Origin of the sequence: Microbacterium sp. AR7-10 (assembly GCF_001878835.1) — a bacterium.
GTDB lineage: Bacteria > Actinomycetota > Actinomycetes > Actinomycetales > Microbacteriaceae > Microbacterium > Microbacterium commune.
In genome coordinates this window covers 1-25,472 of the sequence record NZ_MJIR01000066.1, presented here as the reverse complement: position 1 = coordinate 25,472, position 25,472 = coordinate 1, and the positions used below count along the sequence as shown (strand labels likewise).

The following is a 25,472-nucleotide window of genomic DNA, read 5'->3' as shown; positions in this document are numbered from 1 at the left end:
TTCACAATCGCCGCGCGCCCCGACGCGGCGCTCCCACGCAAGGAATGCCACGAGCTCTATGAAAACTGCGGAGATCGCGCAGCGGTACCTCGACTACTTCGAGAAGAACGACCACCTCATCGTCCCGTCGGCATCCCTGGTCAGCGATGACCCGTCGCTGCTCTTCACCGTCGCCGGAATGGTGCCGATGATCCCGTACCTCACGGGGGTCGTTCCCGCTCCGCATCCGCGCATCGCCGATGTGCAGAAGTGCATCCGCACGAACGACATCGAAGAGGTCGGCCGCACCGCCCGCCACGGCACGTTCTTCCAGATGCTCGGCAACTGGTCGTTCGGCGACTACTTCAAGGAAGGCGCGATCCGGTACGCCTGGGAGCTGCTGACCTCGTCCGAGGCCGACGGAGGACTGGGCTTCGACGAGAAGGACCTGTGGGTCACCGTCTACGAGACCGACGACGAGGCCGAGGCGATCTGGCGCGACATCATCGGGCTCAAGCCGGAGCGCATCCAGCGGCTCGGCCGGGCGGACAACTACTGGAACACCGGGCAGCCCGGCCCCGGCGGCCCCGACTCGGAGATCTTCTTCGATCGCGGTCCCGCCTACGGCAAGGACGGCGGCCCGGCCGCCGACGACTCGCGGTTCCTCGAGATCTGGAACCTCGTGTTCATGCAGGAGTTCGTCGAGAACGTCCGCAGCAAGACGGAGTTCGACATCGTCGGCGAACTGCCCATGAAGAACATCGACACCGGCATGGGGCTGGAGCGCGTCGCCTTCTTGAAGCAGGGCGTCGAGAACATGTACGAGACCGACCAGGTGCGTCCGGTCCTCGACCGCGCCGTCGAGCTCTCCGGCAAGAAGTACGGCGCGGTGCACGAGGATGACGTGCGCTTCCGCGTCATCGCGGATCACGTGCGCTCGTCGCTCATGCTGCTCTCCGACGGCGTGCGCCCCTCGAACGAGGGCCGCGGCTACATCCTCCGCCGCCTGATGCGCCGCACCGTGCGATCGATGCGCCTGCTCGGGGTGGACGCGCCGTCGTTCCCCGAGCTGTTCGCGGCGTCGAAGGACGCCATGAAGTCGGCGTACCCCGTGCTCGAGGCGGACTGGTCGACGCTCTCCTCGGCCGCCTTCGCCGAGGAGGAGACCTTCCGCCGCACCCTCGCCCAGGGATCGACGATCCTCGATCTCGCGCTCGGCGACACCAAGAAGAAGGGCGGCGCCACCCTCAGCGGCTCCGAGGCCTTCCTGCTGCACGACACGTACGGCTTCCCGATCGACCTCACGCTCGAGGTCGCCGAGGAGGCAGGGCTCGACGTCGATCGCCCCGCGTTCGACGCGCTCATGAAGGAGCAGCGCGACCGCGCCAAGGCCGACGCCCGCAACCGCAAGCGTCAGCTCGCCGATGTGTCGGTGTATCGCGAGTTCCGCGCGCTCGGTGAGACCGGCTTCGCGGGGTATACCGACCTGCAGACCGAATCCCGGGTGCTCGGACTGATCGTCGACGGCGCGCCCGTCCAGACCGCATCCGAGGGACAGGTCGCCGAGGTCGTCCTCGCCGAGACCACGCTCTACGCCGAGTCGGGTGGCCAGGTCGCGGACAAGGGCACGATCGTGGGCGCCGGGTTCGAGCTCGACGTGCTCGACGTGCAGCGCCCCGTGCCGGGGCTGATCAGCCACACCGTGCACGTGGCCACCGGGTCGGTGTCGGTCGATGACCGCGCGACCACCGTGGTGGACGCCGCCAACCGTCGCGCGGCGCGACAGGCGCACTCGGCCACGCACCTCGTGCACGCGGCCCTGCGTGACACGCTCGGCAAGACCGCGACCCAGGCGGGTTCGCTCAACCGCGCCGGGTACATGCGCTTCGACTTCTCGTGGTCGCAGCCGCTGTCGCTGGAGACCCGCTCGGAGATCGAGGAGATCACCAACCGCGCGGTGAACGACGCGCTCGAGGTGACGACCCGCATCGTCTCGCTCGACGAGGCCAAGGACGCCGGCGCCATGGCGCTGTTCGGCGAGAAGTACGGCGACGTGGTGCGCATGGTCGACATCGGCGGGCCCTGGTCTCGCGAGCTCTGCGCCGGCACGCACGTGGTCACGAGCTCCGAGATCGGACTGGTCAGCCTCGTCGGCGAGTCATCGGTCGGTGCATCCAACCGCCGTATCGAAGCCCTCGTGGGGCAGGACGCCTTCCGCGAGCTGGCCGCGGAGCGCACCGTCGTGTCGCAGCTGACCTCGGCGCTGAAGGCGCCGCGCGACCAGCTCGGCGCCCGCATCGAAGAGCTGCAGGCGAACCTCAAGGCAGCCGAGAAGCGCATCGCGCACTTCGAGGCGAAGGAGCGCGAGGGACGCGTCCCCGCTCTGGTCGAGGCGGCAGCGCAGGTCGGCGGCTACCGCGTGGCATCCACCTCGCTCGGCGAGGTCGGATCGGCCGACGACATCCGCACCCTCGCCCTGAGCGTGCGCGAGCGTCTCGGCTCCGACGCCGCTGTCGTCGCCTTCGGCGGTGTCGTCGGCGGTCGGCCGATCGTCGTCGTGGCGACCAACGACGCCGCGCGCGTCGCCGGTGCGAAGGCGGGTGCGCTGGTGCGCATCGCGGCGGGCATGCTCGGCGGCGGCGGAGGCGGCAAGGACGACGTCGCGCAGGGCGGGGGGACGGATGCTGCGGCTCTGGACGCCGCCCTGGCAGCGATCGTGTCGGAGCTCGCGGGAGCGTGACCGGTTTCCGGCGAGGCACCCGCATCGGGATCGATGTCGGCAAGGCGCGTGTCGGCGTCGCCCGGTGCGACCCCGACGGCATGCTGGCCGTTCCGGTCGAGACCGTGCCCCGGTCGGAGACGTCGATCGACCGCATCCTGCAGCTCATCGCCGAGTGGGAGCCGCTGGAGATCGTGGTGGGCCTGCCCGTGAACATGCGCGGCGAGGAGACGCTGTCGACCGACGACGCGCGCGCCTTCGCCGAGGAGCTGCAGCGCCGTTCCGGCCTCGATATCCGCATGGTCGACGAGCGGCTCAGCACCGTCAGCGCCCACACCGCCCTGCGCGCTTCCGGGCGAACACAGAAGAACTCTCGTAGCATTGTCGACCAAGTGGCCGCAGTGGTGCTGTTGCAGCATGCCGTGGACACCGAGAAGAGCACCGGGATGCCCGCCGGTGCGTTGATCACGCCTGCCCAGGAGCCGCCCCGCGATGTCTGACCCGCACGATCGCAGATCCGACTCGCTCGGTGACTTCTTCGACAACGTCCCCACAGCGCCGCCGCCGGTGCCCGAGCGCGAAGCCCGCGATGAACCGGCCCCCGGTTCGCGACGCGCACTGCGCCAGGCGGCCGCCCGCGGATCCGCAGAGCGCGAGACGGCTCCGGCGAACCCGTCGGCTCAGCCGGACCAGGAAGCGACGGCCGGCGACGCAGCAGCCGCACGGCCCGCAGCTGCCGCACCGAGCCCGGCTGCGGTGGCGCACGACGCAGAGGGCTCCGAGCCTCTGGACGCGCTCTTCGCTCCCGAGCCCTCGGCCCCTGCGCCGCGCAGGCGACGGGGTCGTGGCTGCCTGATCACCCTGATCGTGCTGCTCGTCATCGGCGGTGTCGCCGCCGGCGCGGGCGCCTGGATCTACAACACGTACCAGACCCAGATCGACGACATCATGGGCTGGGGTGAGCCGAAGGACTACGAGGCCGGAATCGCCACCGGCGAGGCGTTCGTGACCATCAAGAAGGGCGATACCGGGGGCCCGGTGTCGACGGCACTGTTCGAGGCGAAGGTCACCAAGACCGACCGCGTGTTCTACGAGTACCTGATCGAGAACGAACCGAATGCCACGTTCTATCCCGGGGTGTACAAGCTCCAGCAGAAGATGACGGCGGCTGCAGCGCTGAAGGCGCTGTCGAACCCGGAGAACCGCATGGCCAACACCGTGCGCATCGCCGAGGGCAGCACGGTCGCCTCCTCGCTGCCGCAGATCGCCGAGGGCGTGGGCATCCCGATCGAAGAGCTGAAGGCCGCCGTTCAGGATCCCTCCGCGTACGGTGTCTCCGCGCAGAGTCTCGAGGGCTGGCTGTTCCCGGCCGTCTACACGTTCGAGCCCGGTGCGACGGCCGAGGACGTGATCGCGGCGATGGTCGATCGCACCCGCGAGTCGCTGGCCGAGGCGGGTGTTCCCGCAGAGGACGAGCAGCGCGTGCTCACGATCGCATCGATCATCGAGCGCGAAGCGCGCACCCCCGACTTCCCGAAGGTGTCGCGCGTCATCGCCAACCGCGTCGCCGACGGCATGATGCTGCAGATGGACTCCACCGCCCAGTACGGCTACGGCGAGCTGCACGCCGGCAAGGCGAGCACGTCCGAAGCCGCGCAGCATAACGACAACGCGTGGAACACGTACGTCATCAGCGGCCTCCCCGCGACACCGATCGCGAACGCCGGATACGCGGCGATCGACGCCGCGATGCACCCGGTCGACGGCCCGTGGCTGTACTTCGTCACCGTCGACTTCTCGACCGGTGAGACGCAGTTCTCCCAGACCTATGAAGAGCACCAGCAGGGCATCAAGAAGATGCGCGCCTGGTGCTCGGCGAACCCCGAGTACACGGGCTGCTGAGGTGGCCTCGCGCACGCGTCTCGCCGTGTGGGGTGACCCGATCGGGCACAGCCGCTCACCGCTGCTGCACACGGCCGCCTACCGTCATCTCGGGCTGGACTGGACGTACGAGCGTCGTCAGGTCGACGCGGCCGCGTTCCCTGCCGCCCTGAGCTCCCTCGACGACTCCTGGCGCGGGCTGTCGCTGACGATGCCGCTGAAGGAGGTCGCGCACGCCGCGGCCGACGAGCTCGACAGACATGCGGTGCTGACCGGAGCGGTGAACACCCTGCTGCTCGGCGAGACCGTGCGCGGTTTCAACACCGACGTGGGCGGCATCGTGGATTCGTTCACTCATGCCGGGATCGCGGGCGTTCGGCGCGGGCGCATCCTCGGAGCCGGCGCCACGGCGGCATCCGCTCTGGTGGCGCTGAGCGACCTCGGCACGACGGAGGTGGAGTTCCGCGCTCGGCGGCCCGAAGCCGTCGACCGGCTGCGCCCGACCGCCGAGGCTCTGGGTGTGCAGCTCCGCACCGTCGACTTCGCGGCACCGGCATCCGACGTCGATGTGACCGTCGCCACGCTGCCGAGCGGAACTGTGCTCGACGCCGACGTCGCGACACCACTCGCCGCCGTCGGCGGCACGCTCTTCGAGGCGGCGTACGCGCCGTGGCCCTCCGCGCTGGCTGCGCTGTGGCCCTCGTCGAACGTCATCTCGGGGTTCGAGATGCTGCTGTTCCAGGCCGTGCGGCAGATCCGCGTCTTCTGCGGCGGCGACCCGCAGCGCGAGCTGCCCGACGAAGCCGTCACAGTCGGCATCATGCGGTCGGCGGGCATGGGAGACTAGGGCAATGCTCCGCGTGCTCACTGCCGGCGAATCGCACGGCCCCGAACTCATCGCCATCGTCGAGGGTCTGCCCTCCGGTGTGACGGTCACGGCCGAGGCCATCCAGGCCGACCTCCAGCGTCGCAAGCTCGGTTACGGCCGCGGCTCGCGCATGAAGTTCGAACAGGACGAGCTGACCATCTCCAGCGGTGTTCGTCACGGTCTCACGCTCGGCAGCCCCATCGCGCTGCGTATCGGCAACACCGAGTGGCCGAAGTGGACCGAGGTGATGAACCCGGCGCCCACAGAGCTGACCGAGAAGTCTCGCGGACGGGGCGCCGCGCTCACGCGTCCGCGTCCCGGCCATGCCGACCTCGTCGGCATGCAGAAGTACGACTTCGATGAGGCCCGACCGATCCTCGAGCGTGCGAGCGCACGCGAGACCGCCGCGCGAGTGGCCCTGGGCGCCGTGGCGCGCTCGTTCCTCTCCGAGCTCGGCATCCGCCTGGTCAGTCACACGCTCTCGATCGGACCGGTGCGGGCTCCGGAGGGCGCCGCGCTGCCCACGCCGGACGACGTCGACGCGCTCGACGCCGACCCGCTGCGCTGCTTCGACACTGAGACGTCCGCGCGCATGGTCGAGGAGGTGGACGCCGCCCGCAAGGACGGCGACACCCTCGGCGGCATCGTCGAGGTGCTCGCCTACGGACTGCCGCCCGGAATCGGCTCGCACGTGCATTGGGACCGCCGTCTTGACGGCCGCCTCGCGCAGGCGCTGATGAGCATCCAGGCGATCAAGGGCGTCGAGGTCGGTGACGGCTTCGAGACGACCCGTCGCCGCGGCTCGGCGGCTCACGACGAGCTGTTCGCCGCCGATGACGGCATCACCCGGGCATCCGACCGCGCCGGGGGGATCGAAGGCGGCATGAGCACGGGGACCGTGCTGCGCATCCGTGCCGGCATGAAGCCGATCGCCACGGTTCCGCGTGCGCTGCGCACGGTCGACGTCGCCTCGGGCGAGACGGCCACGGCGCACCATCAGCGCTCGGACGTCTGTGCGGTACCCGCCGCCGGCGTCGTCGCCGAGGCGATGGTCGCCATCGAGCTCGCGAATTCGCTGCTCGAGAAGTTCGGCGGCGACAGCATCCGCGAGACGCGACGCAACCTCGAGTCCTACCTCGCGGCGATCCCGGAGTCGCTGCGCACAGCACCCGCATCCGAGGCGGCGCTGCTCGCCCATGATGAGCTCGTCTGACCATCCGCTGACTCTCGTGCTGGTCGGCCCGATGGCCGCGGGTAAGACGAGTGTCGGCCGCAAGGTCGCGCGACTGCTCGACGTGCCCTTCATCGACACCGACAAGCGCATCGCCGCCGAGCACGGTCCCATCCCTGAGATCTTTGCCGAACACGGTGAAGCGCACTTCCGCGAGCTCGAGCGCGAGGCCGTCGCCACGGCGGTCGCGGAGGGCGGTGTGGTCTCGCTGGGCGGGGGAGCGGTGACGGATGCCGAGACCCGTGCTCTGCTGCACCGGCATCCGGTCGTCTTCCTGACCGTCACCGCCGAGGCCGTCGAAAGACGCATCGGCGGGGCCAGCCGCCCGCTTCTCGCGGACGAGGAGAACCCGGTGCAGCGGTGGCGCATCATCTTCGATCAGCGTCGACGCTGGTACGAGGAGGTCGCCGACCTCACCGTCGACACATCACGCAGACCCATGCGGGCACTGGCGGAGGAGATCGCCGCCTGGAGGAGGAAGCAGCAATGACCACGACCACGATCAGCGTCTCCGGACAGACACCCTATGAGATCACCGTCGGGCGTGACATCCTCGACCGGGTTCATGCGGCTCTCGACCCGGCGGTTCGCAAGGTGCTCGTCGTGCACCCGCCGACGCTCGGCAAGCGGGCGGCAGAGCTGCGCGAGCGGCTCATGGCGGAGGGCGGTCTCGAGGTGCTGCTGGCCGAGATTCCGGATGCCGAGGCCGGCAAGCGCATCGAGGTCGCGGCGTTCTGCTGGCAGGTGATGGGCCAGGCCGACTTCACCCGCACGGATGCCGTGGTCGGCTACGGCGGCGGATCGGTGACCGATGTCGCCGGCTTCGTCGCCGCCACCTGGCTGCGCGGCGTGCAGGTCGTGCAGGTGCCGACCACCGTGCTCGGCCTGGTCGACGCGGCCGTCGGCGGCAAGACCGGTGTGAACACGGCCGAGGGCAAGAACATGGTCGGGGCGTTCTGGGCTCCCCGCGCCGTCATCGGCGATCTCGATGAGCTGCAGACACTGAGCGCGAACGAGGCCACGGCGGGGTACGCCGAGGTGGTGAAGGCCGGATTCATCTGGGCGCCGGAGATCCTGGACATCATCGAGGCATCTCCGGAGCGGGCGGTCGATCCGACGACCGACGAGTTCCGCCGCACCGTGGAGCTGGCGATCGACATGAAGGCGAAGGTCGTCTCGGATGACTTCCGCGAGGCGGGGCTGCGGGAGATCCTCAACTACGGCCACACGCTCGGGCACGCGATCGAGCACGCCGAGCGCTACCAGTGGCGCCACGGAGCGGCGATCTCGATCGGCATGATGTACGCCGCCGAGCTGTCGCGTCTGGCGGGCCGGCTCTCCGATGCCGGTGCGGACCGGCATCGCACGGTGCTCGAATCGCTCGGGCTGCCGACCACCTACCGCGCGGGTGCCTGGCCGCAGCTGCTGGCGACCATGCAGCGCGACAAGAAGGCGCGCGGCGGGATGCTGCGCTTCATCCTGCTCGACGACATCGCCAAGCCCACCGTCGTGCAGGCGCCGGACGAGTCGCTCATGTTCGCCGCATACCAGGAGGTCGTGGGATGAGCGACGCCCGCCGGTTGATGCTGCTGAACGGTCCGAACCTCAACCTGCTCGGCACCCGGGAGCCCGACGTGTACGGCACCGCGACGCTGGCCGACGTCGAGCAGCACACCGCCGCTGCCGCGGCGGACGCAGGATACGAGCTGCGTGCGCTGCAGAGCAATCACGAGGGTGTGCTGATCGACGCGATCCACGCGGCCCGCGAGGACTGCGCGGCCATCATCATCAACCCCGGCGGGCTCACGCACACGTCGGTGTCGCTGCGCGATGCGCTGACCGGCGTCGGCCTGCCGTTCGCCGAGGTGCACATCTCGGACGTGTACGCCCGGGAGAAGTTCCGCCACTTCTCCTACCTCGACGACGTCGCCACCGTGCGCGTCGTCGGCGAAGGCGTCGACGGCTACGCGCGGGCCGTGCGGGAGCTGGCCGCGCTGCTCTGACCTCCGTCGGCCCAGAACGGGCGGGCTCGCGAGCTCAGCTCGGACATCGTTCCATGGTCGATGCGCACCCGTGTCTCGCCGATGCCGAATGTCGGCCACTGCATGACCACGTCGACGGCTCCGTCGGGTGGCAGCGGCCACACTCGTGGTCGCCGGCGCCAGATCTGCCTTGCACGGATCGTGTGGAGAGCAAGCGAACGTGATCCCGATACGGCCTGTTCCTATCGCGCCGCGCGTCGGCGGCTAAAAGGGTGGTGGCGCGGTGCTGGTGTATCCGGTGGGGGAGATGACCTGCACCGAGCGATCGGGTCGGGTCCGGTACCGGACGCGGGTGCGATGTCGGATGGTGTGGTCGCGGGGGCAGAGCGGCCGCAGTTGGGTGAGGTCGGTGGTTCCGCCCGTCGCCCACGGTCTGTCGTGGTCGAGGTCGGCGTCGACGGCGAGGCGGGTGCATCCGTCGCGGGAGCAGGTGCCGTGGTGCAGGGTGAGCCAGTCGCGTTGTGCTCGGGTGGGGCGGTAGGTGCGGCGGTCCATGTCGACGACGACGCCTTTGACCGGGTCGGTGATCACCCGACGGAAGCCGCGCGCGTCGAGGAAGAGCTGCTTCGCGGTGAGCGGGTCGATGCTGTCGCCGCCGACGATGGAGGCGGACTCGACGGGGACCGGGCCGCCGGCGAGGAGCTGCACGGGCACGGTGACGAAGACCTTCGTCTGCACCGCCGTGGCGGTGCCGACCCCGCGCAGCCAGGCGCTGAACAGATCGGCGCGGATCTGATCCCGGGTGCGCCCCTCACGAGTGTCCTTGCGGGTGTGCTTGGCCGTCGCTGACAGGCGCCGCATCGCCGCGACCGCCTCGTGGGTGGGGAGCAGCGCGGTCAGCCACGACATCCCGTCGCCGGCGGGGGAGACGCGCACGTGCCGGTCGGCCATCGCCCGGGTGTGCCGGCGCGCGGCAGTATCGCGGGTGATCCGGTCGACGAGCTTCTTCGTCCGCTGCCGCAGCACCGCCGATGAGCAGGTCAGCACCCACTCGTGCGCGGCACGATCCAGCCGGGCGAGGGCCGCAGCCGCAGCATCCCGCACCCCCCGCGGCGCGCCCACCGGAGACGCGAGCGGGCCGGCGGCGGTGACGATCACTCCGACGCTGTGCATCGACGCGAACCCGTCGCGGGCGCGCTGCCACAGCAACGGCAGATCCCGCGCCGCCGTCTCCGTCGTCGAGCACAGCTCCCGTACCCGCTCCTGCGAGATCCGCAACCGCAGCGACAGCTCCAGCACCACAGCCCGCTCGGCCATCTGCACGTCGGCGTCGATCGTGTAGATCTCCGGATGCCGACGAGCGAACTCGACCGCCTCCACCACCCGCTGCGCCTGACGCGCCGCCGACCGGTTCGCATCCACCTCAGAGCACGTCACGTCATCCAGAAGCACCCCCAGCACATCACCCGCGGACTGCGGGATCACGCCGAGCTCCTCATCGATGACCATGACACCAGTATAGAACAAAGATTCGAAAACGGGAAGGGCGACGTCCGGACAGATCGCCCGATCCGGGGCATCCGATAGAATCGCTTCTCGGCCACTTCACTGCGCGCATCCGCGCCCGGCCCTCGAAGCTTCTGAATGAACGGACCCGCATCACCATGGCATCCACCGCAGACATCAAGAACGGCGTCGTCATCAAGATCGACGGACAGCTCTGGAGCGTCGTGGAGTTCCAGCACGTCAAGCCCGGCAAGGGCGGCGCCTTCGTCCGCACCAAGCTGAAGAACGTCGTCACGGGCAAGTCGGTCGACAAGACCTACAACGCCGGCACCAAGATTGAGATCGAGAACGTCGATCGTCGCGACTTCACCTACCTGTACACCGACGGCGACAGCTTCGTCTTCATGGACCAGGAGGACTACGACCAGATCAACGTCCCCGCGGCCACCGTCGGCGACGCGAAGAACTACATGCTCGAGAACCAGCAGGTGCAGATCGCGCTGAACAACGGCAACCCGCTGTACATCGAGCTGCCCGCATCGGTCGTGCTCGAGGTCACCTACACCGAGCCTGGCCTGCAGGGCGACCGCTCGTCGGCAGGCACGAAGCCCGCCACCCTCGAGACCGGCTACGAGATCCAGGTCCCGCTCTTCCTCGAGACCGGCACCAAGGTCAAGGTCGACACCCGCACGGGTGACTACCTCGGCCGCGTCAACGACTGACCTTGAGCGCCCGCACCAAGGCGCGCAAGCGCGCCCTCGACATCCTCTTCTCGGCCGACGTGCGCGGCGAGGAGCTCTCGGTCGTGCTCGCCGCGGCCGCCAAGCGCGCCGCCAGCGAACCGGCTCGCGAAGCCTCATGGCTGTATGCCCGCGAGATCGTCGACGGAATCATCGACAACCGCGATGAGATCGACGAGCACATCACGACCCACAGCAACGACTGGAAGATCGACCGGATGCCCGCCGTCGACCGTGCTCTGCTGCGCATCGGCACGTGGGAGATCGTCTACAACGACGAGGTCCCGACCGCTGTCGCGATCGATGAGGCCGTCGAGCTCGCCAAGGAGCTCTCCACCGAGGACTCCGGCGCATTCGTGCACGGCGTGCTGGCCCGCATCGCCCGTTCCATCTGAGTCGCAGCCGGCGCTGAGCGCGTGTCGGTGGTGACGGGGAGGATGCTGTCATGAGCTCTCCCCGTCCCTCCGCCACCGCGCTTCGCGAGCTGGCCGGAGACGGCGGCTATCAGCGCGGCCTCGACTACGCCCGCCGCGGTCGCGTCAGGGACGCGCGGTGGGATGCCGGGTCGCAGACCCTCGTCGCCGAGGTGTACGGCAGCGAGCGTTCCCCCTACCGCTGCCGGGTGCGCTTCGACGGGCCGCGGATCATGACGACCAGCTGCACATGTCCGGTCGTCTCCGCATGCAAGCATGCGATCGCGGCGATCCTCATCGGAGCCGACCCGGATGAGACGCCGGACCAGACGCCCCTGCCGCCCGCCGATCCGCCGCGACCGGCGCCCCCGCCGCGAGAGCCGTGGGAGCAGTTCGGTGCATTCGCGCGACCCGTCCCGCAGGCGGCATGGCGCGCCCTGCTGAGCGCGTCTGCCGTGGAGTCGACCACCCTGCCGCTCGCCCTCGGCATCGAGCTGCGGGTGCGTCCGCGCCACTCGTTCGAGCGATGGGGGCCCGCCGCGCTGCAGACGGCGACACCCCGCGACCTCGCCGGCGAACACGGCGAGATCCTGCTCTGCGTCCGGCCGCTCATGCGCAGCGCATCGACCGGTCGATGGATTCACGGCGATGCCTCCTGGGACTCGGTACGTCGCTCATCGGGGCGCTTCGATGCCGAGCAGGCGCGCTGGTTCACCGACTTCCTCAACATCGCGCGCGACTCGCTGCTCTCGGGCACCGCGGGGGATTGGATCGCGCTCGACAGGGTGGAGACCCCGCTGCTGTGGCAGCACATCGACGCTCTGGCCGGGCTCGGCATCCCGATCATTCCCACGCAGAAGCACACCGCCGTCCGACTCGCCGAAGACGCGGCGATCGGTCTGCGCATCGACCCGGCCGCGGGCGGTGCGCTCTCGGTCAGCGTCGATGCGGTCATCGACGCGCACCCGGCTCCGGCGGCGCAGCTGCGGCCGATCGGACGCATCGGACTGTACCGGTGGGAACTCGTGGGATCCGGCGTCGAGGTGACCATCGCGCGCGTCGGGCTCGCGCCCGCCGTGCTGAACGCCATCAACGCCTCGACGCCGATCGACGTGCCGCCGCACGACCGGGAAGGGTTTCTCGCCGACGCCTACCCCGCCCTCGCCAGGCAGACGGCCGTGACGGCACCGGATCACCTCGCGCTGCCCGCCCTCGCCGAGCCGGATCCGGTGCTGCGGGTGGCGTTCCGCAGCGGCCATCGCATCGCATACCGGTTCGAGTGGGAGTACGCCGGTCACGGCACGGTCGCCTTCACCGGCGGCTCGGAGAGCTTCCGCGATCCGGATGCCGAGCGAGCCCGCGCTCGTGACATGGAGACGATCTGGGCCGGAGCGACCCGAGACGCGTTCCGCGAGCGTGCCGACCTCGAACATCTCGCCGCCGCGGAGTGGGCCGCGCACGTTCTGCCGGCGTTCGAGGCGTCGGACGTGAAGGTCGTCGTCACCGGGCGTCGAACCCGCTACCGAGAACTCACCGGCACTCCCGAGATCTCGGTCTCGACCGTCGAATCGACCGATCCCGACTGGTTCGACCTCGGGGTGCTCGTGAAGATCGACGGACACTCGATTCCGTTCACCCCGCTGTTCACGGCCCTGAGCATGCGGCGCACCAAGCTCATGCTCGTCGACGGCACCTACTTCTCGCTCGCGCACCCCGCGCTGCAGCAGCTGCGCGAGCTCATCGACGAGGCGGGTGCGCTCACCGAGTGGGAGACGGGCCCGCGCATCAGCAGATATCAGACCGCGCTCTGGGAGGACTTCGAAGACCTCGCCGACGAGTCCGAGCAGGCGGTGGGCTGGCGAACCACCGCCGAGGGCCTGCGCGGAATCCGGCACGTGCCCCGCACCGCGCCGCCCGCGGGCCTGCACGCGCAGCTGCGCCCCTACCAGCAGCAGGGTCTCGATTGGCTCGCCTTCCTCTGGCGGCACCGGCTCGGCGGCATCCTCGCCGACGACATGGGCCTGGGGAAGACCCTGCAGCTGCTCTCGCTCGTCGCGCACGCGGTGGAAGAGGGGGAGGGGCGTCCCTTCCTCGTCATCGCCCCCACCTCGGTGCTCGGCACCTGGCGCAGCGAGGCCCGCCGGTTCGCCCCCGACCTCAGGGTGCGCCTCGTGGAGGGCACCGGGTCTCGGCGTGCCGACGAGATCGGCGCGATGGCAGCCGAAGCCGACATCATCGTCACCTCCTACACGCTGCTGCGGCTGGATGCCGAGGAGTATCAGGGCATCGACTGGGCCGGCGTGATCATCGATGAGGCCCAGTTCGCCAAGAACCCCGCCACGAAGGTGCACCAGGCCATCGCGCAGCTGAGATCGGTCGTCACCATCGCCGTCACCGGCACGCCGCTCGAGAACAGCCTGACCGATCTGTGGGCGCTGTTCTCCCTCACCGCGCCCGGGCTCTTCCCGTCGAAGCGCCGCTTCCGCGAGGAGTACGTGCAGCCGATCGAACAGGGCAAGGTGCCCGAGAACGAGGAGGGGGCCCCGTACCGGCAGCGGCGTCTCGAGCGGCTGCGCCACCGCATCCGCCCGCTCATGCTGCGGCGCACGAAGGATCTCGTCGCGGGCGACCTTCCCCAGAAGCAGGTGCAGGAGCTGTTCGTCGACCTGAGCCCCGCACACCGCGCCGTCTACGACACCGTCCTGCAGCGAGAGCGCCAGAAGGTGCTCGGCCTGCTCGCCGATCTCGACCGCAACCGCTTCATCGTGTTCCGTTCGCTCACCATGCTGAGGATGCTCGCGCTGTCGCCGCGGCTGATCGATCCGGATGCCGATGCCTCGTCCGCGAAGCTGGACGTCCTGCTCGAGCACGTGCAGGAGCTGCGTGCGGAAGGACACCGCGCACTGGTGTTCAGCCAGTTCACGTCGTACCTCGAGATGGCCGCCGAGCGGCTGCGCGCCGCCGGCATCGCCTACGACTACCTCGACGGCTCGACTCGACAGCGAGAAGACGTCATCGACGGGTTCCGCTCGGGTGATGCCCCGGTGTTCCTGATCAGTCTCAAGGCCGGCGGCTTCGGGCTCACCCTCACCGAGGCCGATTACGTCCTGCTCCTCGACCCGTGGTGGAATCCTGCGGCCGAGGCACAGGCCATCGATCGCACCCACCGGATCGGACAGACGCAGCCGGTGATCGTGTACCGACTGATCGCCGCGGGCACCATCGAGGAGAAGGTCCTCGCCCTGCAGCAGCGCAAGGCGCGACTGTTCACCGCGGTGATGGACGATGAGGCCCTGTTCTCGCAGGCGCTCACCGCCGACGACATCCGCGGTCTGCTCGAATCGTGAGCGGCGCACCGCGGGCATCCCGATAACCACGGCCGGTCACCGGCCTCGCCCAGCGAGCGCTCGATACAATCGACGTCGTCCAACCCTGAGGAGAGACATGCGGATCACGGGACTCGGCCACGCCGGGATGTTCATCGAGACGGTCGGTGGGAACATCATCTGCGACCCCGTTCTCGGACCCTCCTTCTACGGCTCCTGGTTCCCGTTCCCCGACAACCGCGGGCTGGACTGGGAGCGCCTGGGCCGCGAGGCTGACTTCCTGTACATCTCGCATCGTCACCGCGACCACTTCGACCCGAACCTGCTCGAGAGGTACATCTCGAAGGACATCGAAGTCCTGCTGCCCGAGTACGTCACCGATGACCTCGAGGTCGACATCCGCAAGCTCGGCTACGACAACATCACCTACGCTCCCGCGGGCCAGGTGATCGAGCGCGGCGATCTGAAGATCATGATCACGCCGCTGCGCGCCCCCAGCGACGGCCCGATCGGCGACTCGTCGCTGAGCGTCGACGACGGGACGGCGTCGATCCTCAACCAGAACGACTCGCACCCGCTCGACCTGGAGGCGCTGCTGTCGTTCGGCAAGCCCGAGGCCTACTTCACCCAGGTGTCCGGCGCGATCTGGTGGCCCATGGTCTACGACCTGCCCCAGGACGCCAAGCAGAAGTTCGCCGCGCTCAAGCGCGAGGCGCAGAACAAGCGCGCCATGTACTACATCGAGAAGGTCGACGCCCCCCACGTGTTCCCGATGGCGGGACCGCCGATGTTCCTGCGCGACGAGCTCTTCCGGTTCAACGGCAAGGGTCAGGACGACGACTCGATCTTCACGGATCAGAAGGAGTTCCTGGCGCACATGAAGCAGCTCGCGCCGAAGTACGACGGTCACCTCTTCATCCCCGGCACCGTGGTGGAGATGAACCACGGCGAGATGAACGTCTCGCAGAGCCTGTACTCGGAAGACGAGATCGCCCACATCTTCGACGAGAAGTGGGACTACCTCGAAGAGCAGCGCGCATCGCGCCAGCAGGAGATCATCGACGAAGAGGCCACCCGCGCGGAGGTCATCCCCCCGGCGGAGATGCTCGCGGCGATCAAGGAGTGGTGGGAGCCGCTGCTGAAGAAGTCGCGCACCATCCGCCTCGGCGTCGGCGGCAACGTGCGCTTCAAGATCGGCGAGCTGGACATGGTCGTCGACTTCCCCAAGGCGAAGGTCCGCGAGTACGCGGGCGAGGAGTGCATCTACTGGTACACGATTCCCGCCGACCTCGTCTCGACGAACATCCGCGACCACGAGATCGACTGGTCGAACTCCATCTTCCTCTCGATGCAGTTCTCGGTCGGGCGCAGCGGCAAGTTCAACGAGTTCCTCACCACCTTCCTCAAGTGCCTGTCGGTCGACCGGATCGAGTACGTCGAGAACTGGTATCAGGAGCAGACCGACCAGACCGAGGATGCCGAGATCGACGACTGGGTGGTCCAGCGCCGCTGCCCGCACCTGCGCGCCGACCTCACCCGCACCGGCAAGATCGAGGACGGCGTACTGACCTGCTCGATGCACGACTGGAAGTGGGACCTCGAGACCGGCAAGTGCCTGACGACGACGGGGCACCCCATCCGCGCTTCGCGGGTCATCAAGACCGGCTCCCACGCCGAGGAAGAGCCCCAGCCCGCTGCAGCACAGCGCTGACGTCACGCAGCGTCGGGGGCCGCCCGGTCTCAGCTAGACTTTCACCATCACCGAACCTTTAACACCGTCCTGTGAGGCGGAGAAGGGAAGTGGCCGTTGTCTGCACGCACTGTGCTGCACGAAGCCGATATAGCGCGCGCCCTGACGCGCATCGCCCACGAGATCCTCGAATCCAACCGAGGCGCCGACGGGCTCGTGCTCCTCGGCATCCCGACCAGGGGAGTGACGCTGGCCGAGCGGCTCGGCTCGGTCATCTCCGGCATCGCCGACACCGAGATCCCGGTCGGATCCCTCGACATCACGCTGTTCCGCGATGACCTGTCGAAGCACCCGACGCGCGCGCCGAAGCGCACCGAGATCCCCGCCGGGGGCATCGATCAGAAGACCGTCGTGCTCGTCGACGACGTGCTGTTCTCGGGCCGCACCATCCGCGCGGCGCTCGACGCCCTGCAGTCCATCGGCCGCCCGTCGGCGGTGCGCCTGGCGATCCTCATCGATCGCGGCCATCGCGAGCTGCCGATCCGCCCCGACTTCGTGGGCAAGAACATCCCGTCCTCCCGCGCGGAGCGGGTGAACCTGCGCCTGCGCGAACTGGACGGTGCCGACGAGGTGACGATCGAATCATGAGGCATCTGCTCGACACCCGCACCCTCGATCGCGAGCAGGCTCTGCGCATCCTCGACGTCGCCGAGGACATGGCCGACACCCAGTCGCGCGAGGTCAAGAAGCTTCCGACGCTGCTCGGCAAGACCGTCGTCAACCTCTTCTTCGAGGACTCCACGCGCACCCGCATCTCGTTCGAGGCTGCGGCGAAGCGGCTCTCCGCCGACGTGATCAACTTCGCCGCGAAGGGCTCCAGCGTCTCGAAGGGCGAGAGCCTGAAGGACACCGCCCAGACCCTGCAGGCGATGGGGGCGGATGCCGTGGTGGTACGCCACTCGGCATCCGGAGCACCCCGCACACTCGCGACGAGCGGCTGGATCTCCGCCGGCGTCGTGAACGCCGGCGACGGCACGCACGAGCATCCCACCCAGGCGCTGCTCGACGCCTTCACGATCCGCAAGCGCCGCTACGGCAGCGACAGCCGCGGCCGTGACCTCGCTGGGCTGCGCGTCGTGATCGTCGGCGACGTGCTGCACTCGCGCGTCGCGCGCTCGAACGTGTGGCTGCTGTCGACGCTCGGGGCGGACGTCACGCTGGTCACCCCGCCGACACTCGTGCCGCAGAACGTGACGCAGTGGCCGGTGCGCGTGCTCTACGACCTCGACGCCGCCCTCGCCGCCGGGCCGGACGCCGTCATGATGCTGCGCATCCAGGCCGAGCGGATGCACGCCGCGTATTTCCCCACTGAACGGGAGTATTCCCGGCTGTGGGGTCTGGATGCGGTGCGCGCGGCGACCCTGCCGGACGATAGCATTGTGATGCACCCGGGACCGATGAACCGCGGGCTCGAGATCTCATCCGAAGCCGCAGACTCCCCCCGTTCCACCGTGCTGGAGCAGGTCACCAACGGGGTCTCGGTACGCATGGCGGTGCTCTATCTGCTGCTTGCAGGCGAGCGCCACGACGAAGAGGGGAAGTGAAGTGAGCCAGACCCTCGTCATCGCAGGCGTCCAGCTGCTGGGGCGCGACAGCGCCGACATCGTGATCGAGAACGGCGTCATCGCCGAGATCGGCACCGGGCTCACCCGCTCGGGAGCGCGCGTCATCGACGCTGCGGGCCTGGTCGCGCTGCCCGGCCTCGTCGACCTGCACACCCACCTGCGCGAGCCCGGCTTCGAGACGTCCGAGACCGTCCTGACGGGCACGCGCGCCGCGGCGGCCGGCGGTTTCACCGCCGTGTTCGCCATGCCGAACACGCAGCCCGTCGCCGATACCGCCGGTGTCGTCGAGCAGGAGCTCGCGCTCGGCGAGGCAGCCGGATACGCGACGGTGCAGCCGATCGGCGCCGTCACCGTCGGGCAGAAGGGCGAGCGACTCGCCGAGCTCGGCGCCATGGCCGGGTCCCGCGCCAGGGTGCGCGTCTTCAGCGACGACGGCTCCTGCGTCTGGGATCCGCTGATCATGCGGCGCGCCCTGGAGTACGTGAAGTCGTTCGACGGCGTCATCGCACAGCACGCCCAGGACCCCCGTCTGACCGAGGGCGCGCAGATGAACGAGGGCGTCGTGTCGGCCGAGCTCGGGCTCACCGGCTGGCCGGCCGTCGCCGAGGAGTCGATCATCGCCCGCGACGTGCTGCTCGCGGAGCACGTCGGCTCCCGCCTGCACGTCTGCCACCTCTCCACAGCCGGATCGGTCGACATCATCCGCTGGGCCAAGAAGCGCGGCATCCAGGTCACCGCCGAGGTCACCCCCCACCACCTGCTGCTGACCGACGAACTCGTGCGCGACTACGACGCCCGGTACAAGGTCAACCCGCCGCTGCGCACCATCGAGGACGTGATGGCCGTGCGCGAGGGTCTGGCCGACGGCACGATCGACATCGTGGCGACCGACCACGCCCCGCACCCGGCCGAGAACAAGGCGTGCGAGTGGCAGGCCGCCGCGAACGGCATGGTCGGACTCGAGAGCGCGCTGCGCGTCGTGCATCAGTCGATGGTCGCCACCGGCCAGCTCGACTGGGCCGACGTCGCCCGGGTCATGAGCGCCGCCCCCGCCCGCATCGGACGCCTCGACGGCTTCGGCGCGCTCGAGGTCGGACGCCCCGCGCACGTCACCCTGTACGACCCGAGCGTGCCCGGGGTGTTCACCGAGTCCGATCTGCACGGGCGCAGTCACAACTCGCCCTACCTCGGACGCGAGCTGCCCGGCCGCGTGCAGTGGACCATCCACGGCGGTGTCGTGACGGTCGACGGGGGAGCCCTCGTCGAGGAGCTGAACGCGCGCAGTGAGTCGAAGTGCGATGTGCTGAGCGAGCGGAGCGAGTCGAGGTGACGCGCGAACTCGCCGCGCTGATCATCGCCCTCGTCGCCGCGCTGATCCTGCTCTCGATGTTCATCGGCTGGCGCCGGCGCCTGCGGCGGGACTCCGGTCTGACCGCCCCGCTCGGCGTGCCCGAGCATGCCGACGTGACCGGCAGACACGAGATCCTGTACGTCGCCACCACCGCGCACGATCAGCCTCTCGAGCGGCTCGCCGTGAGACCGCTGACCTACCGCGCTCGGGGCGAGCTCGTGCTCACCGACCGGGGCGTCGCATTCAGCCTCGACGGTGCGCCGACCGTGTTCCTGTCGTCCGCGCGGCTGGTCGCCGCAGACCGGGCGACCGTCGCCATCGACCGCGTCGTGGAGCGCGACGGTCTCATCCGCCTCGTGTGGCGGGCGACCGATGACGTCCGCGTCGATTCCTTCATCCGACCCACCTCGAGTGGGCCCTCAGAGATCCTGCCGCAGCTCGAGCGCCTCTGCGCCGGCGCGGAGAACGGAGAGAACCCGTGACATCGCACACTGTCAATCCCGCCGAGCCGGCCGTGCTCGTGCTCGAGGACGGCACCCGCTTCGAAGGTCGCGCATACGGCGCCCGAGGCACGACGCTCGGCGAGGTGGTGTTCGCCACCGGCATGTCTGGCTACCAGGAGACGCTGACCGACCCGTCGTACGCCGGCCAGATCGTGCTGCAGACCGCGCCGCACATCGGCAACACCGGCATGAACCGCGAGGACCAGGAGTCGTCGCGCATCTGGGTCGCCGGCTACATCGTGCGCGACCCCGCACGCCGGGTGTCGAACTGGCGTTCGGAGGAGACGCTCGATGACGCCCTCGTGCGCGAGGGCATCGTCGGGATCAGCGGAATCGACACCCGCGCCCTCACGCGTCGCATCCGCGACACGGGATCCATGCGCGGCGGGATCTTCTCGGGCGACGCGGCGACCTCGGACGCCGAGGAGCAGCTGCGACAGGTCACGGCTGCGCCGGAAATGGCCGGACAGAACCTGTCGGCCACGGTCTCGGTCTCCGAGCCGGTCGTCATCACCGCCACCACCGAGCGCATCGGGAACGTCGCCGTGATCGACCTGGGGATCAAGCAGTCCACCGTCGACAACCTGGCCGCCCTCGGCTTCGACGTGCACGTGCTGCCGCAGTCCGCGAGCTTCGAGGACATCTCGTCGACCTCGCCCGACGCCGTGTTCTACTCGAACGGCCCCGGCGACCCCTCCGCCTCGGACGAGCAGGTCGCCGTGCTGCGGCAGGTGCTCGACGCGCGCATCCCGTACTTCGGCATCTGCTTCGGCAACCAGCTGTTCGGGCGGGCGCTGGGGCTCGACACCTACAAGCTGACCTTCGGTCACCGCGGCATCAACCAGCCGGTCATCGACAAGGCCACCGGCCGTGTCGAGATCACGGCGCACAACCACGGCTTCGCCGTCGCGGCACCGCTCGAGGGCGAGTTCGACAGCCCGCAGGGCTACGGGAGGGTGGAGGTGAGCCACGTGGGGCTCAACGACCAGGTGGTCGAGGGTCTTCGTGCGCTCGACATCCCGGCCTTCTCGGTGCAGTACCACCCGGAGGCGGCGGCGGGTCCGCACGACGCCCACTACCTGTTCAGCAGATTCCGCGAACTCGTCATCGCGAACAAGAAGGGCGCCAACTGATGCCGAAGCGTGAAGACATCAACTCCGTCCTGGTCATCGGCTCGGGTCCGATCGTGATCGGTCAGGCCTGCGAGTTCGACTACTCGGGAACCCAGGCGTGCCGCGTGCTGCGCGAGGAGGGCGTGCGCGTCATCCTGGTCAACTCCAACCCGGCGACGATCATGACCGACCCGGACTTCGCCGATGCGACCTACATCGAGCCGATCACTCCCGAGGTCATCGAGACCATCATCGCCAAGGAGAAGCCGGATGCCATCCTGCCGACCCTCGGCGGCCAGACCGCGCTCAACGCGGCCATGGCGCTGCACGAGCGGGGCATCCTCGAGAAGTACGACGTGGAGCTGATCGGCGCCAAGGTCGACGCGATCCGTCGCGGTGAGGACCGCCAGGTGTTCAAGGAGCTCGTCATCGAGGCGGGCGCCGACGTGGCGAAGTCGGTCATCTGCCACACGATGGACGAGCTGATCGCAGGTGCCGCAGAGCTCGGCTATCCGCTCGTGGTGCGCCCGTCGTTCACGATGGGCGGCCTGGGCTCGGGCTTCGCCTACGACGAGACCGACCTCCGCCGCATCGGCGGCGCGGGACTGCACGACTCGCCGACCAACGAGGTGCTGCTCGAGGAGTCGATCCTCGGGTGGAAGGAGTACGAGCTCGAGCTCATGCGCGACACCGCCGACAACACGGTGGTCGTCTGCTCGATCGAGAACGTCGACCCGGTCGGTGTGCACACCGGCGACTCGATCACCGTCGCCCCCGCGCTCACCCTCACCGACCGCGAGTACCAGAAGATGCGCGACATCTCGATCGACATCATCCGCTCGGTCGGTGTCGACACCGGCGGCTGCAACATCCAGTTCGCCGTCGACCCGACCAACGGACGCATCATCGTCATCGAGATGAACCCGCGCGTCTCGCGCTCGTCGGCCCTGGCGTCGAAGGCGACCGGATTCCCGATCGCGAAGCTCGCCGCCAAGCTGGCGCTCGGCTACCGCCTCGACGAGATCCCGAACGACATCACCGGGGTCACGCCGGCGAGCTTCGAGCCGACCCTCGACTACGTCGTGGTGAAGGTTCCCCGGTTCGCCTTCGAGAAGTTCCCCGCCGCCGACGCCACCCTGACCACCACCATGAAGTCGGTCGGCGAGGCGATGGCCATCGGCCGCAACTACACGACCGCGCTGCAGAAGGCGCTGCGCTCGCTCGAGAAGCGCGGCTCCAGCTTCCACTGGGGGACCGAGAGCCGGACGGTCGACGAGCTGCTCGAGATCGCGAAGACCCCGACCGACGGACGCATCGTCGTCCTGCAGCAGGCGCTGCGCAAGGGCGCGACGATCGAGCAGGCCTTCGACGCGACGGCGATGGACCCGTGGTTCCTCGACCAGATCGTGCTGATCAACGAGGCCGCCGACACCGTCGCCGGTGCTGCGGAGCTCGACCGCGCCACCCTGCGCCTGGCCAAGGAGCACGGCTTCAGCGACGCCCAGATCGCGCAGCTGCGCGACCTCGACGAGGCCGAGGTGCGCGGCATCCGTCACCGACTCGACGTGCGCCCGGTCTTCAAGACCGTCGACACGTGCGCCGGCGAGTTCCCGGCGCTCACCCCGTACCACTACTCGAGCTACGATTTCGAGACCGAGGTCGCGCCGAGCGAGCGCACCAAGATCGTCATCATCGGCTCGGGTCCCAACCGCATCGGCCAGGGCGTCGAGTTCGACTACTCGTGCGTGCACGCATCGTTCGCGCTGTCGGATGCCGGGTACGAGACGGTCATGGTCAACTGCAACCCGGAGACGGTCTCGACCGACTACGACACCTCCGACCGCCTCTACTTCGAGCCACTGACCCTGGAGGACGTGCTCGAGGTGCTCGACGCGGAAGCCGCCAGCGGCACCATCCTCGGCGTGGTCTGCCAGCTCGGCGGGCAGACGCCCCTGGGACTCGCTAAGGGCGTCGAGGCGGCCGGCTACACCGTGCTCGGCACCAGCCCCGCCGCGATCGACCTGGCCGAGGAGCGCGAGCTGTTCGCCCGCCTGCTCGACGACGCCGGTCTCGTCGCGCCCCGCAACGGCACGGCGATCGACGTCGACGGCGCCGTCCGGATCGCCGAGGACATCGGCTACCCCGTGCTCGTGCGTCCGAGCTTCGTGCTGGGCGGGCGCGGCATGGAGATCGTCTACGACACCCCGTCGCTGCGCGACTACTTCGTGCGCACCGCGGGCGAGGTGATCATCGAAGAGGGCAAGCCGCTGCTCGTGGACCGCTTCCTCGACGACGCGATCGAGCTCGACGTCGACGCGCTGTACGACGGGACCGACCTGTACATCGGCGGCGTGATGGAGCACCTCGAGGAGGCCGGCATCCACTCCGGCGACTCGAGCTGCACCCTGCCGCCGGTGTCGCTGGGCCGCACCGACATCGACCGTGTGCGCACGGCGACCCTGGCCATCGCGCAGGGCGTGGGCGTGCGCGGCCTGCTGAACGTGCAGTTCGCGATCAGCGCCGGCGTGCTCTACGTGATCGAGGCCAATCCGCGTGCCAGCCGCACCGTGCCGTTCGTGTCGAAGGCGCTGGGCATCCCGATGGCGAAGGCCGCGAGCCGCATCATGGCCGGAGCGACCATCGCCGAGCTGATCGGCGAGGGCATGCTGCCCGCGCAGGACGGCTCACGGGTGCCGCTGGGCGCACCGGTCGCCGTGAAGGAGGCGGTGCTTCCGTTCAAGCGGTTCCGCACCCACGACGGCAAGGTCGTCGACTCGGTGCTCGGTCCCGAGATGCGCTCGACGGGTGAGGTCATGGGCATCGACCGCGACTTCCCGACCGCGTTCGCGAAGAGCCAGTCCGCCGCATACGGCGGAATGCCGACCTCGGGCACCGTGTTCATCTCGGTCGCCGACGCCGACAAGCGCGAGGTCATCCTCCCGGCGCACCGCCTGCAGCAGCTCGGATTCACGCTCGTCGCGACAGAGGGAACGGCGGAGATCCTCAGCCGCAACGGCATCGAGGCTCGGGTCGTGGCCAAGTACAGCGAGACGCAGGAGAACGGCGAGCGCAACATCGTCGATCTGATCAACGACGGGGAGATCGACATCGTCGTGAACACCCCGTCGGGCGGCGCCGCGCGTGCTGACGGGTACGAGATCCGCGCCGCGGCCGTCGCCGCCGACAAGGCGCTGTTCACCACGATGGCCGTGCTCGGTGCTGCGGTGACCGGCATGGACGCCACCCAGGAGGGCTTCCGGGTGCGCAGCCTGCAGGAGTACGCAGCCGACCGCGAGGCCGCTCTATGACCGAATCGTTCGGAGCGCGCCTGCGGGCGGCGATGGACCGCTTCGGTCCGCTGTGCGTCGGCATCGATCCGCACGCTGCCCTGCTCGACCAGTGGGGCCTGGCGCAGGACGCCGACGGACTGCGCTCGTTCGGACTCGCCGTGGTGGATGCCGCGGCGGGCCGAGCGGCCGTCGTCAAGCCCCAGGTCGCGTTCTTCGAGCGCTTCGGGTCGCGAGGCTACGCCGCTCTGGAGGACATCATGGCGGCCGCGCGGGATGCCGGGCTGATCGTGCTCGCCGACGCCAAGCGCGGCGACATCGGCTCGACGATGGCCGGCTACGCGGCGGCGTGGCTGGAGGCGGGCTCGCCGCTCGAGGCCGACGCGGTCACGATCAGCCCGTACCTCGGACCGGAGTCGCTGCGTGAGACGCTCACCACCGCCGTCAGGGCAGACAAGGGCGTGTTCGTGCTCGCGGCGACGAGCAACCCCGAGGCGGCCGCGCTGCAGACCGCCCGCACGGTCGATGTGGCCGGTGGCGACGAGCAGACCGTCGCCGCGCGCGTCACCCGCGATGTCACCTGGGTCAACCGCTCTGCGGCCTTCGAGGGCGCGCTCGGCCCGGTCGGCGTCGTGATCGGCGCGACGGTGGACCGCGCGGAGGTCGGCATCGGCGACGAGATCCTCGCCGGCACGCCGATCCTGGCGCCCGGCTTCGGGGCGCAGGGCGCGACCGAGGCCGACCTCACCGCGCGATTCGGTCCGGTCGCGGCGAACGTGCTCGCGAGCGAGAGCCGCAGCATCCTGAGCATGGGTGCGGCGGGCATCGCCGAGACGATCAGCATCCGCAATCAGCGATATCAGGAGGTCCTTCGTGGCTGAACGACCCGCCGTCCCGGACGTCGACCGCGTCGCCGCCTCCCGGCGTGCGCTCGAGCGCCGCCGTGCGCGCGCCGCACTCAAACGCGACCTCAGCACGCGGGTCGTGGCACCGCAGAGCGTGCTGCGCCAGGCGAGCGAGGATGCCGACTCCGACGCCGCCACCATGCGGGTCACCGACTTCCTGATGGCTTTGCCCGCGATCGGCGCCGGCAAGCGCGACCGGGTGCTCGCCGAGCTGCACATCGCGCCCGTCAAGCGGCTGGGCGGACTCGGCGTCCGCCAGCGCGGCGCGCTGGGGGACTGGCTCGACGAGCGCTTCCCGCCGCACCACCCGCGCCCTGCCCGCAGCCGCCTGCTGGTGCTTGCCGGCCCCACCGC

The 25,472-nt window shown here is 69.5% G+C and carries 21 protein-coding genes; 20 read left to right on the top strand and 1 reads right to left on the bottom strand.

What is annotated here, in order from left to right; translation table 11 throughout:
- Positions 1-58 precede the first annotated feature (58 nt).
- Genes alaS through BFN01_RS09230 form a run of 8 tightly spaced genes read left to right on the top strand, consistent with a single transcriptional unit; the run spans position 59 to position 8,681 of the window.
- Positions 59-2,719 carry an alanine--tRNA ligase gene (gene alaS / locus BFN01_RS09265; protein ID WP_071643684.1) on the top strand — a complete coding sequence of 887 codons (2,661 nt, stop codon included), beginning with the start codon at positions 59-61 and terminating at the stop codon, positions 2,717-2,719.
- Positions 2,716-3,198, top strand: coding sequence for a Holliday junction resolvase RuvX (ruvX, locus tag BFN01_RS09260; RefSeq protein ID WP_071643683.1), 483 nt, complete (start codon positions 2,716-2,718; stop codon positions 3,196-3,198). Before alaS ends, ruvX begins: the two co-directional genes overlap by 4 nt.
- Positions 3,191-4,600, top strand: coding sequence for an endolytic transglycosylase MltG (mltG, locus tag BFN01_RS09255; protein WP_083428746.1), 1,410 nt, complete (start codon positions 3,191-3,193; stop codon positions 4,598-4,600). Before ruvX ends, mltG begins: the two co-directional genes overlap by 8 nt.
- A 1-nt stretch (position 4,601) precedes the next feature.
- The gene (locus BFN01_RS09250; protein WP_071643682.1) at positions 4,602-5,426 is read left to right on the top strand and encodes a shikimate dehydrogenase; all 825 of its coding nucleotides are present in this window, start codon (positions 4,602-4,604) and stop codon (positions 5,424-5,426) included.
- Between the two features lie 4 nt (positions 5,427-5,430).
- Complete coding sequence (gene aroC, locus BFN01_RS09245) at positions 5,431-6,660, top strand: chorismate synthase (protein WP_071643681.1); 1,230 nt, start codon at positions 5,431-5,433, stop codon at positions 6,658-6,660.
- Positions 6,647-7,168 (top strand): shikimate kinase, encoded by a 522-nt coding sequence (locus BFN01_RS09240; RefSeq protein ID WP_071643696.1) that lies wholly within the window; start codon positions 6,647-6,649, stop codon positions 7,166-7,168. The genes aroC and BFN01_RS09240 overlap by 14 nt, the downstream gene beginning before the upstream one ends.
- Positions 7,165-8,244 (top strand): 3-dehydroquinate synthase, encoded by a 1,080-nt coding sequence (gene aroB / locus BFN01_RS09235; protein WP_071643680.1) that lies wholly within the window; start codon positions 7,165-7,167, stop codon positions 8,242-8,244. The genes BFN01_RS09240 and aroB overlap by 4 nt, the downstream gene beginning before the upstream one ends.
- On the top strand, positions 8,241-8,681 hold the full coding sequence (locus BFN01_RS09230) for a type II 3-dehydroquinate dehydratase (protein WP_071643679.1): 441 nt from the start codon (positions 8,241-8,243) through the stop codon (positions 8,679-8,681). Before aroB ends, BFN01_RS09230 begins: the two co-directional genes overlap by 4 nt.
- Positions 8,682-8,924: 243 nt before the next feature.
- Here the strand turns inward: BFN01_RS09230 and BFN01_RS09220 are convergent, their stop codons facing one another.
- A complete protein-coding gene (locus BFN01_RS09220; protein WP_071643677.1) occupies positions 8,925-10,169 on the bottom strand; it encodes an HNH endonuclease signature motif containing protein in 1,245 nt (414 codons plus the stop codon).
- A 155-nt stretch (positions 10,170-10,324) separates the two neighbouring features.
- Between BFN01_RS09220 and efp the strand changes: the two genes are divergently transcribed.
- The 12 genes from efp to mihF all read left to right on the top strand — a co-directional run.
- Positions 10,325-10,888 (top strand): elongation factor P, encoded by a 564-nt coding sequence (gene efp, locus BFN01_RS09215; protein WP_071643676.1) that lies wholly within the window; start codon positions 10,325-10,327, stop codon positions 10,886-10,888.
- 2 nt (positions 10,889-10,890) lie between these two features.
- A complete protein-coding gene (nusB, locus tag BFN01_RS09210) occupies positions 10,891-11,301 on the top strand; it encodes a transcription antitermination factor NusB (RefSeq protein ID WP_071643675.1) in 411 nt (136 codons plus the stop codon).
- Between the two features lie 50 nt (positions 11,302-11,351).
- Positions 11,352-14,666, top strand: a complete 3,315-nt coding sequence (locus tag BFN01_RS09205) for a DEAD/DEAH box helicase (protein WP_083428744.1) — start codon at positions 11,352-11,354, stop codon at positions 14,664-14,666.
- Positions 14,667-14,763: 97 nt separating this feature from the next.
- Positions 14,764-16,356: a Rieske 2Fe-2S domain-containing protein gene (locus BFN01_RS09200; RefSeq protein WP_071643674.1), complete on the top strand. Its 1,593-nt coding sequence runs from the start codon at positions 14,764-14,766 to the stop codon at positions 16,354-16,356.
- 96 nt (positions 16,357-16,452) lie between these two features.
- Positions 16,453-16,983: a bifunctional pyr operon transcriptional regulator/uracil phosphoribosyltransferase PyrR gene (pyrR, locus tag BFN01_RS09195; protein WP_071643673.1), complete on the top strand. Its 531-nt coding sequence runs from the start codon at positions 16,453-16,455 to the stop codon at positions 16,981-16,983.
- Positions 16,980-17,939 (top strand): aspartate carbamoyltransferase catalytic subunit, encoded by a 960-nt coding sequence (locus BFN01_RS09190; RefSeq protein ID WP_071643671.1) that lies wholly within the window; start codon positions 16,980-16,982, stop codon positions 17,937-17,939. The genes pyrR and BFN01_RS09190 overlap by 4 nt, the downstream gene beginning before the upstream one ends.
- Positions 17,940-17,958: 19 nt before the next feature.
- Positions 17,959-19,290 (top strand): dihydroorotase, encoded by a 1,332-nt coding sequence (locus BFN01_RS09185; RefSeq protein ID WP_371261017.1) that lies wholly within the window; start codon positions 17,959-17,961, stop codon positions 19,288-19,290.
- Positions 19,287-19,793, top strand: coding sequence for a hypothetical protein (locus tag BFN01_RS09180; RefSeq protein WP_071643669.1), 507 nt, complete (start codon positions 19,287-19,289; stop codon positions 19,791-19,793). The genes BFN01_RS09185 and BFN01_RS09180 overlap by 4 nt, the downstream gene beginning before the upstream one ends.
- Positions 19,790-20,947, top strand: coding sequence for a glutamine-hydrolyzing carbamoyl-phosphate synthase small subunit (carA, locus tag BFN01_RS09175; RefSeq protein ID WP_071643668.1), 1,158 nt, complete (start codon positions 19,790-19,792; stop codon positions 20,945-20,947). The genes BFN01_RS09180 and carA overlap by 4 nt, the downstream gene beginning before the upstream one ends.
- Entirely contained in the window at positions 20,947-24,234 is a 3,288-nt protein-coding gene (gene carB / locus BFN01_RS09170) for a carbamoyl-phosphate synthase large subunit (protein WP_071643667.1), read from the top strand. The genes carA and carB overlap by 1 nt, the downstream gene beginning before the upstream one ends.
- A complete protein-coding gene (pyrF, locus tag BFN01_RS09165) occupies positions 24,231-25,094 on the top strand; it encodes an orotidine-5'-phosphate decarboxylase (protein WP_071643666.1) in 864 nt (287 codons plus the stop codon). Before carB ends, pyrF begins: the two co-directional genes overlap by 4 nt.
- Positions 25,087-25,472: integration host factor, actinobacterial type (gene mihF, locus BFN01_RS09160; protein WP_305728270.1), on the top strand; the 386-nt coding region annotated here is incomplete at its 3' end. The genes pyrF and mihF, both read left to right, overlap by 8 nt.

Coding starts and splice junctions, on each gene's coding strand:
- efp (WP_071643676.1), top strand. CDS start 10,325: ATGGCATCCACCGCAGACATCAAGAACGGCGTCGTCATCAAGATCGAC.
- BFN01_RS09190 (WP_071643671.1), top strand. CDS start 16,980: ATGAGGCATCTGCTCGACACCCGCACCCTCGATCGCGAGCAGGCTCTG.
- pyrF (WP_071643666.1), top strand. CDS start 24,231: ATGACCGAATCGTTCGGAGCGCGCCTGCGGGCGGCGATGGACCGCTTC.
- carB (WP_071643667.1), top strand. CDS start 20,947: ATGCCGAAGCGTGAAGACATCAACTCCGTCCTGGTCATCGGCTCGGGT.
- mltG (WP_083428746.1), top strand. CDS start 3,191: ATGTCTGACCCGCACGATCGCAGATCCGACTCGCTCGGTGACTTCTTC.
- BFN01_RS09205 (WP_083428744.1), top strand. CDS start 11,352: ATGAGCTCTCCCCGTCCCTCCGCCACCGCGCTTCGCGAGCTGGCCGGA.
- BFN01_RS09230 (WP_071643679.1), top strand. CDS start 8,241: ATGAGCGACGCCCGCCGGTTGATGCTGCTGAACGGTCCGAACCTCAAC.
- aroB (WP_071643680.1), top strand. CDS start 7,165: ATGACCACGACCACGATCAGCGTCTCCGGACAGACACCCTATGAGATC.
- BFN01_RS09240 (WP_071643696.1), top strand. CDS start 6,647: ATGAGCTCGTCTGACCATCCGCTGACTCTCGTGCTGGTCGGCCCGATG.
- aroC (WP_071643681.1), top strand. CDS start 5,431: ATGCTCCGCGTGCTCACTGCCGGCGAATCGCACGGCCCCGAACTCATC.
- BFN01_RS09220 (WP_071643677.1), bottom strand. CDS start 10,169: ATGGTCATCGATGAGGAGCTCGGCGTGATCCCGCAGTCCGCGGGTGAT.
- alaS (WP_071643684.1), top strand. CDS start 59: ATGAAAACTGCGGAGATCGCGCAGCGGTACCTCGACTACTTCGAGAAG.
- BFN01_RS09200 (WP_071643674.1), top strand. CDS start 14,764: ATGCGGATCACGGGACTCGGCCACGCCGGGATGTTCATCGAGACGGTC.